At 26.5% G+C, this 16,076-nt stretch carries 15 protein-coding genes and 3 tRNA genes; 5 read left to right on the top strand and 13 right to left on the bottom strand.

Going from position 1 to position 16,076, the window contains the following annotated elements; all coding sequences use genetic code 11:
* Positions 1-5: 5 nt before the first annotated feature.
* Together ACYUEX_RS03780 and ACYUEX_RS03775 are read right to left on the bottom strand one after the other, a co-directional pair.
* The gene (locus ACYUEX_RS03780) at positions 6-1,136 is read right to left on the bottom strand and encodes a DUF1648 domain-containing protein (protein ID WP_460286625.1); all 1,131 of its coding nucleotides are present in this window, start codon (positions 1,134-1,136) and stop codon (positions 6-8) included.
* A 10-nt stretch (positions 1,137-1,146) separates the two neighbouring features.
* The gene (locus tag ACYUEX_RS03775; RefSeq protein WP_460287052.1) at positions 1,147-1,527 is read right to left on the bottom strand and encodes a GntR family transcriptional regulator; all 381 of its coding nucleotides are present in this window, start codon (positions 1,525-1,527) and stop codon (positions 1,147-1,149) included.
* Between the two features lie 165 nt (positions 1,528-1,692).
* On the opposite strand from ACYUEX_RS03775, the gene ACYUEX_RS03770 reads away from it, so the two are divergent.
* Positions 1,693-1,890, top strand: coding sequence for a PspC domain-containing protein (locus ACYUEX_RS03770; protein ID WP_411168877.1), 198 nt, complete (start codon positions 1,693-1,695; stop codon positions 1,888-1,890).
* A gap of 40 nt (positions 1,891-1,930) precedes the next feature.
* On the opposite strand, the gene ACYUEX_RS03765 is transcribed toward ACYUEX_RS03770, so the two are convergent.
* On the bottom strand, positions 1,931-3,529 hold the full coding sequence (locus ACYUEX_RS03765) for a putative ABC transporter permease subunit (protein ID WP_460286624.1): 1,599 nt from the start codon (positions 3,527-3,529) through the stop codon (positions 1,931-1,933).
* Complete coding sequence (locus ACYUEX_RS03760; RefSeq protein ID WP_460286623.1) at positions 3,522-4,235, bottom strand: ABC transporter ATP-binding protein; 714 nt, start codon at positions 4,233-4,235, stop codon at positions 3,522-3,524. The genes ACYUEX_RS03765 and ACYUEX_RS03760 overlap by 8 nt, the downstream gene beginning before the upstream one ends.
* Positions 4,236-4,485: 250 nt before the next feature.
* On the opposite strand from ACYUEX_RS03760, the gene ACYUEX_RS03755 reads away from it, so the two are divergent.
* The 3 genes from ACYUEX_RS03755 (at position 4,486) to ACYUEX_RS03745 (ending at position 5,729) form a co-directional block, all read left to right on the top strand.
* Positions 4,486-5,112 carry an ECF transporter S component gene (locus tag ACYUEX_RS03755; protein WP_460286622.1) on the top strand — a complete coding sequence of 209 codons (627 nt, stop codon included), beginning with the start codon at positions 4,486-4,488 and terminating at the stop codon, positions 5,110-5,112.
* Positions 5,113-5,325: 213 nt separating this feature from the next.
* The gene (locus ACYUEX_RS03750; protein WP_411168881.1) at positions 5,326-5,508 is read left to right on the top strand and encodes an alpha/beta-type small acid-soluble spore protein; all 183 of its coding nucleotides are present in this window, start codon (positions 5,326-5,328) and stop codon (positions 5,506-5,508) included.
* 38 nt (positions 5,509-5,546) lie between these two features.
* Positions 5,547-5,729: an alpha/beta-type small acid-soluble spore protein gene (locus tag ACYUEX_RS03745; protein WP_411168882.1), complete on the top strand. Its 183-nt coding sequence runs from the start codon at positions 5,547-5,549 to the stop codon at positions 5,727-5,729.
* 40 nt (positions 5,730-5,769) lie between these two features.
* Here ACYUEX_RS03745 and ACYUEX_RS03740 read toward each other — a convergent pair.
* The 4 genes from ACYUEX_RS03740 to clpB all read right to left on the bottom strand — a co-directional run bounded on the left by ACYUEX_RS03740 (position 5,770) and on the right by clpB (position 8,768).
* Positions 5,770-5,844, bottom strand: a tRNA-Cys gene (locus ACYUEX_RS03740).
* Between the two features lie 21 nt (positions 5,845-5,865).
* Positions 5,866-5,941, bottom strand: a tRNA-Lys gene (locus ACYUEX_RS03735).
* A gap of 11 nt (positions 5,942-5,952) precedes the next feature.
* Positions 5,953-6,029: transfer RNA gene (locus tag ACYUEX_RS03730), tRNA-Arg, on the bottom strand.
* A 135-nt stretch (positions 6,030-6,164) separates the two neighbouring features.
* A complete protein-coding gene (gene clpB / locus ACYUEX_RS03725) occupies positions 6,165-8,768 on the bottom strand; it encodes an ATP-dependent chaperone ClpB (RefSeq protein ID WP_460286621.1) in 2,604 nt (867 codons plus the stop codon).
* Between the two features lie 184 nt (positions 8,769-8,952).
* Here clpB and ACYUEX_RS03720 point away from each other — a divergent pair, with 184 nt between their 5' ends.
* Entirely contained in the window at positions 8,953-11,019 is a 2,067-nt protein-coding gene (locus tag ACYUEX_RS03720) for a helix-turn-helix domain-containing protein (RefSeq protein WP_460286620.1), read from the top strand.
* A gap of 304 nt (positions 11,020-11,323) precedes the next feature.
* On the opposite strand, the gene ACYUEX_RS03715 is transcribed toward ACYUEX_RS03720, so the two are convergent.
* The 5 genes from ACYUEX_RS03715 to ACYUEX_RS03695 form a co-directional block, all read right to left on the bottom strand.
* Positions 11,324-12,583, bottom strand: a complete 1,260-nt coding sequence (locus tag ACYUEX_RS03715) for a helix-turn-helix domain-containing protein (protein WP_460286619.1) — start codon at positions 12,581-12,583, stop codon at positions 11,324-11,326.
* Positions 12,584-12,601: 18 nt separating this feature from the next.
* Positions 12,602-13,903, bottom strand: a complete 1,302-nt coding sequence (locus ACYUEX_RS03710; protein WP_411168886.1) for a helix-turn-helix domain-containing protein — start codon at positions 13,901-13,903, stop codon at positions 12,602-12,604.
* A gap of 284 nt (positions 13,904-14,187) precedes the next feature.
* Positions 14,188-14,361, bottom strand: coding sequence for a YtxH domain-containing protein (locus tag ACYUEX_RS03705; RefSeq protein WP_411168887.1), 174 nt, complete (start codon positions 14,359-14,361; stop codon positions 14,188-14,190).
* An 82-nt stretch (positions 14,362-14,443) separates the two neighbouring features.
* A complete protein-coding gene (locus ACYUEX_RS03700) occupies positions 14,444-15,070 on the bottom strand; it encodes a ribonuclease H1 domain-containing protein (RefSeq protein ID WP_460286618.1) in 627 nt (208 codons plus the stop codon).
* Between the two features lie 32 nt (positions 15,071-15,102).
* Positions 15,103-16,059, bottom strand: coding sequence for a YkvA family protein (locus tag ACYUEX_RS03695; protein WP_460286617.1), 957 nt, complete (start codon positions 16,057-16,059; stop codon positions 15,103-15,105).
* Between the last annotated feature and the right edge of the window lie 17 nt (positions 16,060-16,076).

Below are 16,076 nucleotides of genomic sequence, written 5' to 3'. Positions count from 1 at the left end.
TTTTATTATATTCCTCTTACAGCTAAATATATTATTACTATTAATATTAAAATTATAGGTAATCCCATAAAAATCATTCCTATTGGATTTCCTAAATTCACATCCCATCCAACACCTATTCTTTTTTCTACAAATATGCTTGGATCTTTTTTATTATAATAAAAGTTTCCAAATATCCAATTTTTATCATCATCCCTATATATTTCTTTTTCTTCTTTATTAAATTTAATATTTTTCCCACCTTGCCCTATTTTATAGCTTATAATTGAAAAAATAATTACTGTTAATATTATTGTTGATAAACCAATTATATTTATCATATTAGTATTCCAAGAATAAATAGTACAAAATTGTATTAATGTAAACATCAATGAAATTTCTAAGGCAATTATAAATAAAAGTATAGAGTTAACTTTTTTAAAAACTTTTCTTTGTTTCTTAATTTCTTCTAATGTTCCACTATTAATTTCAACTTTACTATTTATAGCAAATTTATTTATTACAGTTAAAAAAATTATCATTCCAACTTGAAACAAGACCGGAAATAAAACTAAGTAAAAAAAACCTTTAAAACCTTCTTTATTTACAAAACTATCAGCTATTCCTTCGCCATTATAATGAATTGGAAAAGGATCTGGTACATTTTTATAAGCAATAAGAGTTAATATAACTGTTATTAAAGGAATAATTAATAATAATAAAAAAGTCTTAGTTTTTATTACAACATCATCATCTTTTACTTTTGGTTTTCTAATTGTAGTATCCACAAGAACTACATTCTTACCAAGGCTTTTCCAGCCTTTTTGTTCCTTAAGCCTCATTGTTTTTTTCCAATAAATAAATATAGGAATATTAGTTACTATAATTAAAATAATTGTTAATAAAAGAAATATAGAAATCTTAGAAGTAAAGAATACAAGTATATTAATTATAATAATTAGTGGTAAAATAAATATTAAATAATTTTTCTTATACTCTTTTTCTAGACTAACTATATCTTCATCTCTTTCATATTCCTTTGGAACTCTAACTCCAAAAATGATTCCATTATTAGAAAACTTATTTACAAGAAAAGTTGAAAAAAATAGAATTATACTTACAAAAATAGTGCTTCCTAAAATTATTATCTTTTCCACTAATCCTCACCTACTTTTTATTAAAATCTAAAAATACTTCATATATATAATCTTTAATTTCATCTTTACTTATACCTCTATTAAAACATTGAGCCATATAATAATATAAGTTATCATTTAAATCTTCTTTAAACCTTTCCATGGATTGCTCTAAACTTAAGGAAACTACGGCACCTTTTCTTCTATCAATCTTTATATATCCTTCTTCTTTAAGCATGGTATAAGCCTTATTTACAGTATGCATATTTACCCCTATATCTTCAGCTAAGGCTCTAACTGAAGGTAATTCTTCATCTATTTCAATCTCTCCCCTTGCTATTCCTTCAATGACTTGATTTTTTATTTGAATATAAATTGGAACTTCCGAATCGAAGTCTATCCTCAAAATCACTAAATCACCTCTTTTGTCCATAATTAATTTAAGATTTTCTTAAGTTTTATCTAAAGTAAAACTTAAGAAAAAATTTGTATTATAATTACATTATATATTAGAATAATAAAGTATAATATAAGTATATAGCCTTTATTATAATAAAATCATTGAGGAGGGGTTATAATGAATAAAAAACTTTATAAAATTTCTGCTCAAAAAAGAGTAGCTGGTGTATGTGCTGGCTTTGCAGAATATATTAATGCTGATGTAACATTAATTAGGGTTTTAGCCCTATTAATAATTCTTTGTTCTTTTTCTATAGGATTAATATTCTATTTAGGATGTGCCCTTATAATGCCTGATAAATCTGAGATAATGTAAATTTAACTGACAATTACTAAAAGTAATTGTCAGTTTTTAATTATAGTCTATTAAATAACTTTACAGAAATAGTATTTAAAAGCGTCATTAATATTCCTAATAATAATGCTTCATATATTAAAACACCTAATAAAAACATAGTAACATTTGATATATTACCATATATAAATATAACTACAGGAACTGCTATAACTGATGCTGATATAAGCATTTGAATTAAAACACTTGCGCTTTGTTTTACTGCAGCAGTTTCGGAAACCCAATTTAAATTAGGAAAATATAAGTTAACTATTATTCCTAATATAGGAACTACGAAAGAATATAGTATTGAAATAATAATAAGCCATATTAGTTGATTTATTGATAGTTTTAATGAAAATGTAAACATAATATCTGCAATAATTACACTTGGTGAAATTAACATTAAATTCACCATTATCTTAGCCTTAAATATTTCCACTGGTTTAACAGGACTTGACTTCAATATCCATAAATTTTTTCCTTCTAATGATATTGAAGAATTGGTTGTGCAAGATATAGCTAAAATTCCACATACAATAACTATAATAAATAAAGGCATAATTTCTTTTACTACTTCTACTTCAAATATAGTTGTAAGTATGTCTTCTCCTAAGAATAAAGTTGCTATTGAAACTCCTAATAATAATAATGGTCCAATTATGGTATTTACTACATATATAGGTGAAGCAAAATATCTCTTTATTTCTTTTTTAAATAACGCCATTAATTGAGAATAACTTTTCATTTCCTTTACTTTATAATTAGTCTTTTTGTAACTTTCTTGAAGTCTTGCACTTATGCTCTTAAAGCTCTTGTTAAATATAAGCACAAATAATGCAAATACTAAAATTGATAATAATAAAAATAATAAAATATCTAAAAAGCTACTATTAGTTAATCCTCTTACAGCTAAAATTGCTGGTGGATAAATCTTTAAAATTCCATCACTAATAGATGAGCTATTTACTATTAATGTTTGTATAAGGTCACCTGATCTAAAGGATATTATAAATATAATAAATATAACACCTAAAGTTCCTAAAGTAATAATCAAATTCTTATGCCTTAATCGTGATGAAATATAGCTTATCCCAAAAGCAACCACAGATGATATAACTATTGGAATAAGCGGTAATGCTAAAAATACTAATAATAAATTTAGAAAGAATACAGGTGATACTGTTGTATATTTAAAATAAATTATTGCTGGTGGTAGTAACGTAAATAATAAGAAAAAGTAATTAATTACTAACAGATATATCATCTTTGAAATTAAAATATCACTTTTCTTAATTGGTAAACTCATCAACAAATCATAGTCCTTAAATGAAAATAATATTCCTTGAGCTTTATAAATAGATGTAAAAAGTATCATTGCTGAACTTAACATAAAACCCATAACTAAAAGTATATCTAATAGTCCTAATTGTTGTAATCCCTTAGCTAAAATCTCTGAATATAGTACTGCCATTACTAAAAATGCAATTATAGAAAACCCAATTGTAGCAGTTATAAAAATAGCCTTATTTCTTTCTGTCTTTGATTTCTCTTTAGTAAATTTATTAATACCACTAGAATTAATAAATCTAATTTTTAAAAGATTTCCTAAATTATTCATTATCTATCAACTCCATAAATATATCTTCTAATGAACTATTTCCTTTTACTTCACCCATCTTGCCTTGAGATACTATATTTCCATCTTTTATTATTGCTACCTTATCGCATAACTTTTCTGCTACTTCTAAAACATGGGTAGAGAAAAATATTGCAATTCCATCATTACAAAGCTTTCTCATTTCTTCTTTTAAAATATGTGATGCTTTAGGGTCTAGTCCAACAAATGGTTCATCTAAAACTAAAAGTTTAGGTTTATGAATTAAAGCAGAAATTATAACCAACTTTTGTTTCATTCCGTGAGAATATGAGGAAATTAAATCTCCTAAAGCTGATGTAATTTCAAATTTTTCTGAATATAGCTTTATTAATTTTTCTCTTTCTTCCTTTTGAACTTTAAATATATCAGCAATAAAATTTAAATATTGAATTCCTGTTAAAGATTCATATATATCTGGATTATCAGGTATATACGCTATTTTATTTTTACATTTAATAGGCTCATCTTTAATTGAATCTCCATCAATTAAAATATCGCCTTCGTTAAACTCTAAAATTCCAACGATAGCTTTTATAGTAGTTGTTTTTCCTGCCCCATTATGACCTATAAATGCAAATATTTCTCCACTATTGACTTTAATTGAGATATTATTTACAGCCTTTTTCCCATTTTTATATGACTTTGAAAAATTTATTATATCTAACATGCTATTCTCCCTCTCATTAATTTTATTATACCTGTTATATATATACTATAACAAGTATAATAAGTTTACAATATCTTTTAAAATTTTCTTTTATTATTTTATAGTCTTTTTAAGTCTAAATATTTCTCTTTACAGTTTATGTATATATGATAAAATAAAGTAGTCGGTATTCTAAGGAAACTGAACTTAATGCAAAAATTCATTTTTTGCCGAATTATATCCTAAATGGAATAAGAACGGAGGAATTAAAATGTTAAACACCAGAGGGATGGGAAAATCTCGTGAAAATGTTAGAAAGATGGTAGTAGTTGCAATGCTATCAGGTATTTGTTTATTTTTAGGCTTAACAGGACTTGGCTTTATACCATTGCCCCTTTTTAAGCTAACCATTTTACATTTGCCTGTAATAATTGGAGCTATAATAGAAGGACCTGTAGCAGGAGCTGCAATCGGTTTTATTTTTGGATTATTTTCAATATATCAAAATGTAACTACTCCTACTCCAATGTCTCCATTTTTTTATAACCCATTAGTTTCTATACTTCCTAGAGTATTAATAGGAGTAGTTTCCTATTATATTTACAGCTTTTTAAAAACAAAATTTAAAAATCGTAAAATCTCTATAGGTATTGCTGCTATTTTGGGTTCATTAACTAATACAATAGGAGTTCTTGGTAGTATTTACTTAATTTATTTTAAAGATTATGCTTCTATACTTATGGAAAAAGGTTCTATTACATCCTATTCTAGAGGTACTGTCACCTTTGCCTTATTATCTATAGTAGGTACTAACGGCATTGCAGAAGCAGTATTATCAGCTCTAATCTCTATACCTGTTGTGATAGCAATATTTAAAATGCAAAAAAGAAATAATTAAATATTATAAAAGGTTATTTGAAAATGTCTTTCAAATAACCCTTTTTTATAGTCTGTACCATTTTTTTCTTACTTAAGAGTCATTTCCCTTTAATGTCTTAAATTTAATAGTTTATTAAGAATTTATTTACATAATATAATAGTACAAAGTTAAACAAGCTTTGTAAAACAAACTCAATACAAAACTTTTACAAGTTTTAAGGAGGGATTTATTATGGCAAAAAAATTAATACCTGAAGCTAAGAATGGATTAGCTAAATTTAAAAACGAAGTAGCTAGTGAAATGGGTGTACCTTTCACTGATTACAACGGTAACCTTTCTTCTAAGCAATGCGGTAGCGTTGGTGGAGAAATGGTTAAGAGAATGGTTCAACAATATGAATCTACATTAAAATAACCTGTATTTCAGTGTATCAAATTAAGGAGGGATTTATTATGGCAAAGAAATTAGTACCCGAAGCTAAAAATGGATTAGCTAAGTTCAAAAATGAAGTAGCTGGCGAAATGGGAGTACCTTTCACTGACTATAATGGAAACCTTAGCTCTAAGCAATGCGGTAGCGTTGGTGGAGAAATGGTTAAGAGAATGGTTCAACAATATGAGTCTACTATAAAATAATAAAATAAAAAAGAGAAGTTATAAACACTTCTCTTTTTTATGGAGCGAAAGACTGGACTCGAAGCCGAAACATTCACCTTTGCAAGGTGACGCTCTACCATTGAGCCACTTTCGCTAATACAAACATCATTTAAAATGGTGGCTTACCCGGGAATCGAACCCGGTACACCTTGATTAAAAGTCAAGTGCTCTACCGATTGAGCTAGTAAACCATAAATTTAAATGGTGCGTGTTAAGAGATTCGAACTCCTGGCCCACGCCTTAGAAGGGCGTTGCTCTATCCAGCTGAGCTAAACACGCGAATTTGCTACGTTGTTTATGATACATCATCAAGTCGTATTTTGTCAATAATTTTTTGTTTAAAAATTAAATATAAGTAATTCAAATATAAAAAGTTAAGGTGAAATCCTTAACTTTTTATATTTTTCTAATTTTCTATATATTAGCCTTTATGATTACTTCTTCATCCTCAATATCTACAATAACATTTGATCCATAACCTATTTCATCTTTTATAATTTTTCTTGCTAAATTATTTTCAAGTGCATTTTGAATATATCTCTTTAAAGGTCTTGCTCCGTAAACTACATCATAGCCTTCTCTTGCCATTATTGTCTTCGCAGAATCAGTTACTTCTAAAGTAATATTTTTATCTTTTAATTTATTAGAAACTTCTCTTAAGAAAATATCTATTATCTTTTTAATTCCATTTTCTGATAAAGGCTTAAACATTATTATGTCATCTACTCTGTTTAAGAACTCTGGCTTAAATCTTAATTTCATTTCATCCATAACTTGTTTTCTTATATTTCCACCTATGCCTTCTTCGCTTTTATTTTCTAGAAGATAGTTACTTCCTATATTAGATGTCATAATTATTATAGCATTCTTAAAGTCAACTGTTTTTCCTTTATTATCAGTTAATCTACCATCATCTAAGATTTGCAAGAAAATATTAAATACATCTTCATGTGCTTTTTCTATTTCATCAAATAATATTACACTATACGGATTTCTTCTAACAGCTTCAGTAAGCTGGCCACCTTCATCATAACCTACATATCCTGGAGGAGCTCCAACTAATCTAGATACAGAATGTTTTTCCATATATTCAGACATATCAATTCTTATTATATTTTCTTCAGCATCAAATAAATTTCTAGCTAAAGTTTTAGCAAGTTCTGTTTTACCTACCCCTGTAGGTCCTAGAAATATAAATGATCCTATTGGTTTATTTGCGTCTTTTAATCCTGCTCTAGCTCTTAGTATTGCATTAGACACTGCTGTAATTGCTTCTTCTTGCCCAATTACTCTTTCTTGCATTTCGTTTTCTAACCTTAATAGCTTTTCTCTTTCACCTTCTAATAAATTAGTAACAGGTATTCCAGTCCATCTAGAAAGGATTTTTGAAACATCTGCTTCTGTTACTTCTTCTTTTAAGAGAGCATCTTCATAGCTTTCTTTTACTTCTACTTCCTTTTGCTTTATTTCTTCTTCTAATGCTGGAATTAAACTATATTGTATTTCAGCAGCTTTATTATAATCATAATTTCTTTGAGCTGCTTCTAAATCACCTCTTGCACCATCTAGTTTAGACTTTAAATCTCTAAGATTTACTATAGCATCTCTTTCTTTTTCAAATTTTGCTGTCATTTCATCATTTTTAGCTTTTAACTCTGCTATATCTTTTTCTAATACTGATAGTTTTTTCTTAGAACCTTCATCACTTTCCTTAGTTAGAGCTTCTCTTTCAATCTCTAATTGGAATAATTTTCTCCTTATATTATCAAGTTCAGTTGGTAATGAATCTATTTCTGTTCTTATCATAGCCCCAGCTTCATCTATTAAATCTATAGCTTTATCTGGTAAATATCTATCTTGAATATATCTATGTGATAATTTTGCAGCTGCTATTAATGAAGAGTCATGTATTCTTACCCCATGATGAATTTCAAATCTTTCTTTTAAACCTCTTAGTATAGATATAGTATCTTCTACTGTTGGTTCCTCTATAATTACTGGTTGAAATCTTCTTTCTAATGCCTTATCTTTTTCCATATATTTTCTATATTCATCAAAGGTTGTAGCACCTATACAGTGAAGTTCTCCTCTTGCTAATAATGGTTTTATTAAATTACCAGCATCCATAGCCCCATCAGTTTTTCCTGCACCAACTATAGTATGGATCTCATCTATAAATAATATTATTCTTCCTTCACTACTTTGAACTTCTTTTAAAACTGCTTTAAGTCTTTCTTCAAACTCACCTCTATATTTTGCTCCAGCTATTAATGAACCCATATCTAAAGAGAAAATAACTTTATTCTTTAACCCTTCTGGTACATCTCCTTTAACTATTCTTTCAGCTAAACCTTCTATTATAGCAGTTTTACCTACTCCTGGTTCTCCAATTAATACTGGATTATTTTTAGTTCTCCTTGAAAGAATTCTTATTGTTCTTCTTATTTCATCATCTCTTCCTATAACAGGATCAAGCTTATGCTTTTTAGCAAGATCTGTAAGGTTAGTACCATACTTTCCTAAAGCCTCATAAGTTCCTTCAGGATCTTGTGTTTCTACTCTTTGATTGCCTCTAACTTCTTTTAAAACTTCCATAAAAGTATTTTTATTTATATTATATTTATTTAATAAGTTTTTAACTTCTCCACCTTTATCTACTTCAATTATTGAAAGCATTATATGCTCAACACTAATATAAGAATCTTCAAACTTCTTAGCTATCTCTTCTGCTTTTACTAAAACTTCTTCTATTTGTCTTGTTGCATAAACACCTGAAGAGTTAGCACCCTCACCTAAAACCCTTGGCATCTTTTCTAATATTTTAATTAAATCTTCCTCTAATGATTTAACTCTAATGCCTATTTTAGTTATTATGTTAGGTATTAGCCCATCTTCTTGTTGGACTAATGCTGTAAATAAATGTATTAACTCTACTTGCTGATGATTATATTTAACTGCAACTAAACTAGCATCATTTAGAGCTTGTTGTACTCTTAATGTCATTTTCTCAATATTCATGCTTCACTCCTCCTTATCTTTACTTTTTTACTACTTTTATTTTCTTCTATATTTATATATTAATATAAAAGTCAAAGTAAGTCAAAGTATATTTTTTTGAATTTTTCACTTAAAATTTTCTTATTTATATAAAATAGGCTATAATTAAATTATAGTTTAATTTAGTTATAAAAGAGGTGATTTTATGAGAAAAGAGTATATAACATATCCACTAGATTCTCCAGTTAAAATATCCTATGCAAATATCAAAGAATACCCAATACATTGGCACAACTCAATAGAGATATTATATGTTCTAAAAGGAAGTATAAATGTAAATATAGATACAGACTCATTTGAAGTATTAGAAAAAGAACTTGAAATTATAAATGTTGATGAATCTCATAGAATCTATAGTAATGAGGATAACAAGGTTTTAATATTTCATATAGATCCTTACTTTTTCGAAAAATACTATAAAGATATAAATAATATATTCTTTTATACAAATTCCACTGATGATGGAGCTCAAGAGGGAGATGAATATGACTTACTTAGAAATTTTCTAGTGAAGCTTTTATGTGAATCAGTTCAAAAAATAGATGATTATGATAAAGAAATAGAATCTATTTTAGTTGATTTGCTTTATCATCTTATAAATAATTTTCATTATCTTACTTATGAAAAAGAAGAGCTAAAAGAAAAAACAGAACAACTTGCTAGATATCATAGAATTTCTAAATATATATTTAATAATTATGATAGTAATATTACATTACAAGAAATAGCTAAAAAAGAATTTCTGAGTCCACACTATTTATCACATGAAATAAAATATGCTACTGGATATAGCTTTACTGACTTAGTTAATCTTACTAGAGTTGAGGAATCTGTAAAATTATTATTAGATAGTGATTTAAGTATTTCTGATATATCTGATGAAGTTGGCTTTTCTCATGTTAGATATCTAAATAAAAATTTTAAAAATTATTACGGTTGTACTCCTCTTCAGTTTAGGAAAAAAAATAAATTGACCGATGCTGAACTTGAAGAAATTAAATCAATTGAAATGTTAAAATTAGAAGATGCTCTAGAATATCTTTCATATGAATTAGAAGATTATGAAAGATTTAATTATGAAAATAAACTTTGGAAAATTCATATAGATATGGATACAACCCTAAAAGACTTTGATAAAAGCTATAGTGAAGTAATAAATCTAGATGATGCTTTTGATTTATTGCTCGAAGATAACAAAGATATACTAGAAGAAATTCAAGAGGAGCTTCATTTTAGTTATGCAAGACTTGAAAATATGTTTAATAGTGATATGGGGGTTTTTCCTAAGGCTGATTTCTATAATTGGAATAAAGCGAAGAGTGTTATAGAATTTTTAGATTATATAGGTTTAAAGCCTATTATATTAATTGATAACTCTAATTTTACGTCTGATAAATATAAGCAAGTTTTAAATAGCTTTTTTGAATATTTCTCAGAAATAGACTATATTGATATATCTAAATTTAAATTTCAATTTACTCCTGCTATATCTTCAGATATAAAAACATCATTACAACCCTTCCTTATTGAGGATTGTAATTTAGATGTAATTGAAGATAACTTTATATGTGCTAAAAATTTAAACAAAATTTATGATACAACTTATATGCTTCCCTATATAATTCATAATACCATCTTTAATAAAGACTCCTTAAGCTTTTTAAGAGCTTTTGATGTTTTAGAAAAAGAAATTAGTTTAACTAATGAAGTATTTATAGGTGCTCCAGGACTTGTTAATGACATGGGAATTAGAAAGCCTTCATATTATGCATATTATTTGCTTAGTAAGCTAGGCAATGAAATTGTTGCTATGGAGAACGGCTATATAGTTACAAAAAAAGATGATGAATACTGTATTTTACTTTATTCTTATACAGATGAAATAAATGAACTTCAAAAATATGATGATATATTTACTAAAAGAGGTAAAAGAAAAATATATAAAAGAAAATTTTCTTTAAATATTGAAAATATAAAAAAATCCTCTAGAATAATAACTTATGAAATTAGTGAAAAGGTTGGATCTTCTTATAATTACTGGCTATCTATGGGATCACCAGACAGGTTAAACAAGGAAGAAAAAGAAATTTTGCATAAGGCATCTTTCCCTAAAATAGATTTTAAGTACTCAAAGAAAAATACCATATTAAATATAATAACAGAACTTAGAGGATATGCAGCTAAGTTAATTTTAATAAAAAATATTAAATAAAGTACAAAGAGACCAAATTTCATGGTTTCTTTGTACTTTTTCAAATTATTTTTTTAAATTTTAATAACTTAAATGTACTCAAATATTAACACTTAAGTCAATTCTTTTATACTTATATTTCATTATAATTTAATTATAAGTATAACTTTCAAATTTTAGAAAGGATTGATTTTCAATGAGAGGCTTATTCTTTATGCCTGGTATTTTATCAAATTATTCATTAATAAGTATTTTAACATCAATTTTTCATCCATATAAATAAATATTCTTAAATGTTAAAAAGGTAGTGCTACACTACCTTTTATTAATCTTTACTTACCTTCATAGCTAATGTAAAGTATTTTAATGAATCCTTTACTTCTCCTAGCTTATAATACATCTCTGCCATATCCAAGTACCTTTTATATCTCTTTTCTTTATTACCAAATTTAAAAAGAGAATCTAACGACAAGTTCATATACATCTCTGCTTGAACATATAAGCCTTTTTTTTGTAAAATCATTCCCTTTAAGTAATAAGCATCTTCTATTAAAACTATATCATCTGTATCAATAGCATGGTTTAAGGCTGTATCTGAAATTTCATAAGCATAATCATACTCTTCATTATTATATAGTGTTCTTATACACTTATTTAAAAACTTAACATATTTATTCTTATTATTAGATGGAAATAAACTTATTCCCTCTTTAATTTCTTGAATTGCTTTTTCTCTTTCATTTACATAAAAATAGCTCTCACTATTTTTTCCTTTTGCTATTGCCATAACCATTGAATCTTCTTTTTGATATTCATAAGCCATATTTATATACTTATCAGCATCTTTTTTCTTTAATCTTATGCTAACTATAGCAAAACAATGATATATGTCACCCTTTTCCATAGAATCAGTAATATAATCAATATATTTTACTGATTCTTTTAATGAAGTATATGCTTCTTCTAGAAATGCTAATTTTGCATAACACTTTCCTTCTTTATAGCAAATATAAGCGTACTTTATTTTATCAAAATCCTTAGAATCTTTTATAAAATCTTTTGTTCTACTATAATAATTTACAGCTTCATTGTACTCTTTTATGCTATAAAAAAATGTAGCCATATCTATATAATAAATTATTGTATTCTCTCGAGTATTGTTCTTTTGATATAAGTCATAATATTGTGATATTATTAGCTGTATATTTTCAACCTTATTATTTTCTACATAAAAATTAAATAGTCTATGTATAAGTTCAAAAGCTAAATCATTATAGGAATATTCTAATGCATACTTTAAATTATGATTTATTACATTATCTATTTCATCTTCTGATACTAAATTGTTTCTTATTAACTCAAGATTGCTAACTATCTGTTCCTCAACATCTCTAACTAAATAGTCATAATCAATTCCAAGCTTATTAGATATATAGTATAAAATCTCTTTATCAGCTTTTATCTTACCATTTTCAATGCAGCTCATCTTTGATATGGACACCTTATCTCCACATAATTCCTTTAAAGTTATCCCCTGATATATTCGTGCCCTCTTTATTTTCTCTCCAGTTGATAATATTTCCATTTAAAACCCCCGCTTGAATTAATTTTTAAGTATTCCTATTTCCTTAAAAATATTAACTCCCTCATCTAAATATTTAGCTGCTTCAAAATCTTTTTTATTATCTATATAGAATTTACCTATCATAATAGCTAATTGTCCAGCTTGATTATACAAATTATTTGCTTTAGCTAATTTATATGTATCTAATAAAATATACTCTGCTTCTTTAGACATTTCTTTTATAGTATAAATTCTGTACCATAATATATTTAAATCTATTAATCTTCCCATATCATCTTCTTCTAAGTAATAACTTATTTCTTCTAACACTTCTTCACACTTTGGAATGTTTTTTAATTTAATATAATTCTCACAAATATTTATTAATGTATCTATTATTTTAGTATCTTTTCTTCTTATTCTAATTTCTTTGGAAATTTCATAATGCTTAAAAGATTCTTCTATATTTTCAAACTCATAAAATAGCTTTCCTAAATTGTTTTCTATTTCTGAAATATTGCTTAATTCTTCTAACTCTTTGTAAACTTCCAAAGTCTTTTGAGAATATTTTATAGCATTAGATAAGTCACCTTTTTTATTATACTCTTCTGATATTAATAGAAGTGTCTTAGCATATTCTTCTCTATTATGAACTTGTTCAAACTTACTTTTTGCTAAAAAAGAATAATCTATAGCCTTTCCTATATTCTCAGTCTTAAAATAGGATTTAGCCATATAGTAGTATATTTCACCAAGTAATGAATCATTTCCTATATTGTTATCTAAGTAGACCTTTTCAGCTTGTCTTAAATAACTACTTGCAGAATAGTATGCTTTTAAATGTAGTGTTATTTTTCCCAAATTTAAAAAAGTGTTTATTACTTCTTCATAGTTATTATTTTTAATGAATATTACATTTGATGATAAGAAAAATTGCTGAGCCAAAGTCAACTCATTCTTTTCCACATATATTTGAGCACGCAGATATAGGATCTTGGCTTTTCTATATTCTAAGTTATATTTTTCTACATAGTATAAAGCATTTTCTATATATTTTTCTCCAGTTATATAATCTCCTGATAGAATGTATGATTGAGCAATTTGTTCATAGTAAATACTAATCTTCTCAGCTTGAGTTTCTTCAGATTCCATTAAATACTCTACTGAAGTTTGCAATGCACCTGCCAAGTATTCTAATAAATCCATAGAAGGATTTGATCTACCTGATTCTACCAAACTTATCTGGCCGGGGGTAATCCTATCTCCAGCTAAATCCTTAAGAGTCATATCTAATTCTTTTCTTCTTCTCTTTATTTTTTCCCCTAATGCAAGAATTTCCATCAATACTCTTCCTTTTCATTCCTATATATTAATAATTTTCTTGTTTTTATTCAATTATATCATAATTTAACAAACTTAAATAGTTATTATTATAAATCACTCTATAAATTAGATGTTTTTCGTCAAATTATAAATTTTGCAATAATTTTTTTATTTTTTATTTATTAAACTTATTTAATTCATGGAATAAATTAAAAATATTGTAATTAAATCCGCTTAAAATTGCAATATAACTTTAATATTAAAAGAAAAAAGAGCAGGATTTTCCTACTCTTTTAAATGTTTTATTTCATATAACCCATTATTGTGTCATATGCGTCTCCTGCCATATTCATAGCCCTTCTTCCAGCTCTTTTCATATTTCTTTGAGACTTTTTATCTAGTTGTGGTAAAATCATTGCACTTACTGCCACACCTAATACTGCTCCAGCAGCCATATTTCTCATCATTTTTGACATATAAATCACCTCTATAATTATTTTAAAGTTGATATAGTTATTATTAGTAATATTAATGTCTTTATCCATGAAATTTATGGAACTACTTTATAAGTGCTTCCTTTGCTAACTTATCTGCCATATCATTGTAAGTATTACCACTATGACCCTTTATCTTTTTAAATTTCACCTTCATATTTCTCATATTTTCCTTCATAAATTCATGATATGAAGCTGTTATCTTATTATTTCTTTTCCATGTGCCTAAAGCCCAACATTCAATACCTTGATAATCAAAAGCTATTGTTACTTCTTTAAAATTATTTTTATCTGCAAATTCTACAGCCTTCATAGCACCTAAAACTTCTCCAGAAACATTTCTTAATGGTATAGCTTCTTCGTCAAAGCCTACACCACTTTCTTTATGTATTACTTCTCCATCATTTATAGCTACTAATCCATAAGAAAAATTTCCCTTATCAAGCATAAAGCTTCCATCTACATATATAATAAGACCCTTTTCACTTAAAGTTTCTTCTTCTTTTCTAACTTCCTTGCTTCCACTTCTTCCATTTGCCATTAAAGATAAAAACTCAATGGCTTCTTTTTCTGTTTTAAAACTTTTATATATGGCTCCTTTTTGTCCTATTACCTCTTTTTTGCATTCTTCCCAGCTTGTAAATATTTTAGGTACTTCCGATTTTCCTCTATAAACTGAATAGTACTTCAAAATTATCCTCCTTAAAACTAGATCTACTAATTTTACAACGACATTACTTCTTCTACAAAGTTATATACTTTCTCAACATTTCTTGCTCCAGTAAAGTTAGTTACATATTCTAGTATGTTTTTAATAACTAATATTATATCATTTTTTCCTTCCCAATTTTCTAATATTATATTAATTGGCACATCAGCTACAATTCTATCTAAAGCAAAAAATGCTACTGCTATTTCATCAATTTTACCTATAAAAGGAATGTTGTCAGGTATAATATCTGTTGGGAATGCTACATATGCAACTGTACCTGATATTATTAGTTTAGTTTTCACTGGTACCCTCTTATCCTTTAAAAGCCTGTATAACAAAGCTGTCATATCAGGTATTATAAATAGATAATCACTATATGTCTTTATTTTTTGAGGTAATTTATTTTCTAAATATCCTCTACCACTACTATAACAATCTTTGATTTTTTCTATATCTTCACTTATTTCTTCAACTACTTCTTCTACTTCTACAACTTCTATTTCTTCCTTCTTTATGCTTCCATCTAAGGAAATATTAATATTTGATACATCTACATTTAATATATCTTGTTTAATATGTATATCTGAAATATCTAAATCTACATATGGTACATTCTTTAATATACTTTTTAAGTTTATTACTACCTTACCAGCTTCATAATGAATACCTTTTTCTTCTAGTGATTTAAGTGCATATTTTAAGGCCATTTTTCTTACTAAAGAGAATATTTTCATTTTTGCTATCTTAAAGGATGACACTTCTCCATGTATAATTCCATTTTCTACTCTTTTAAGCTTTACTCCTGCAATAAATTCTAGGTTAAACCCTTTTTTGTAGTTTCCTTGTAATTTTATTTCTTCTCCAATTTCAATATTTGATAAATTTAACCCGTCTACTTTTACAAAATCATTTATTATACTAAGTAAATCATCTCCTGTTAACAAAACCTTAATTCCTGATATATTCATAATTACCTCCTATTATA

Source organism: Clostridium sp. CTA-7 (genome assembly GCF_054768095.1).
This window is presented reverse-complemented; position numbering and strand designations above follow the sequence as displayed.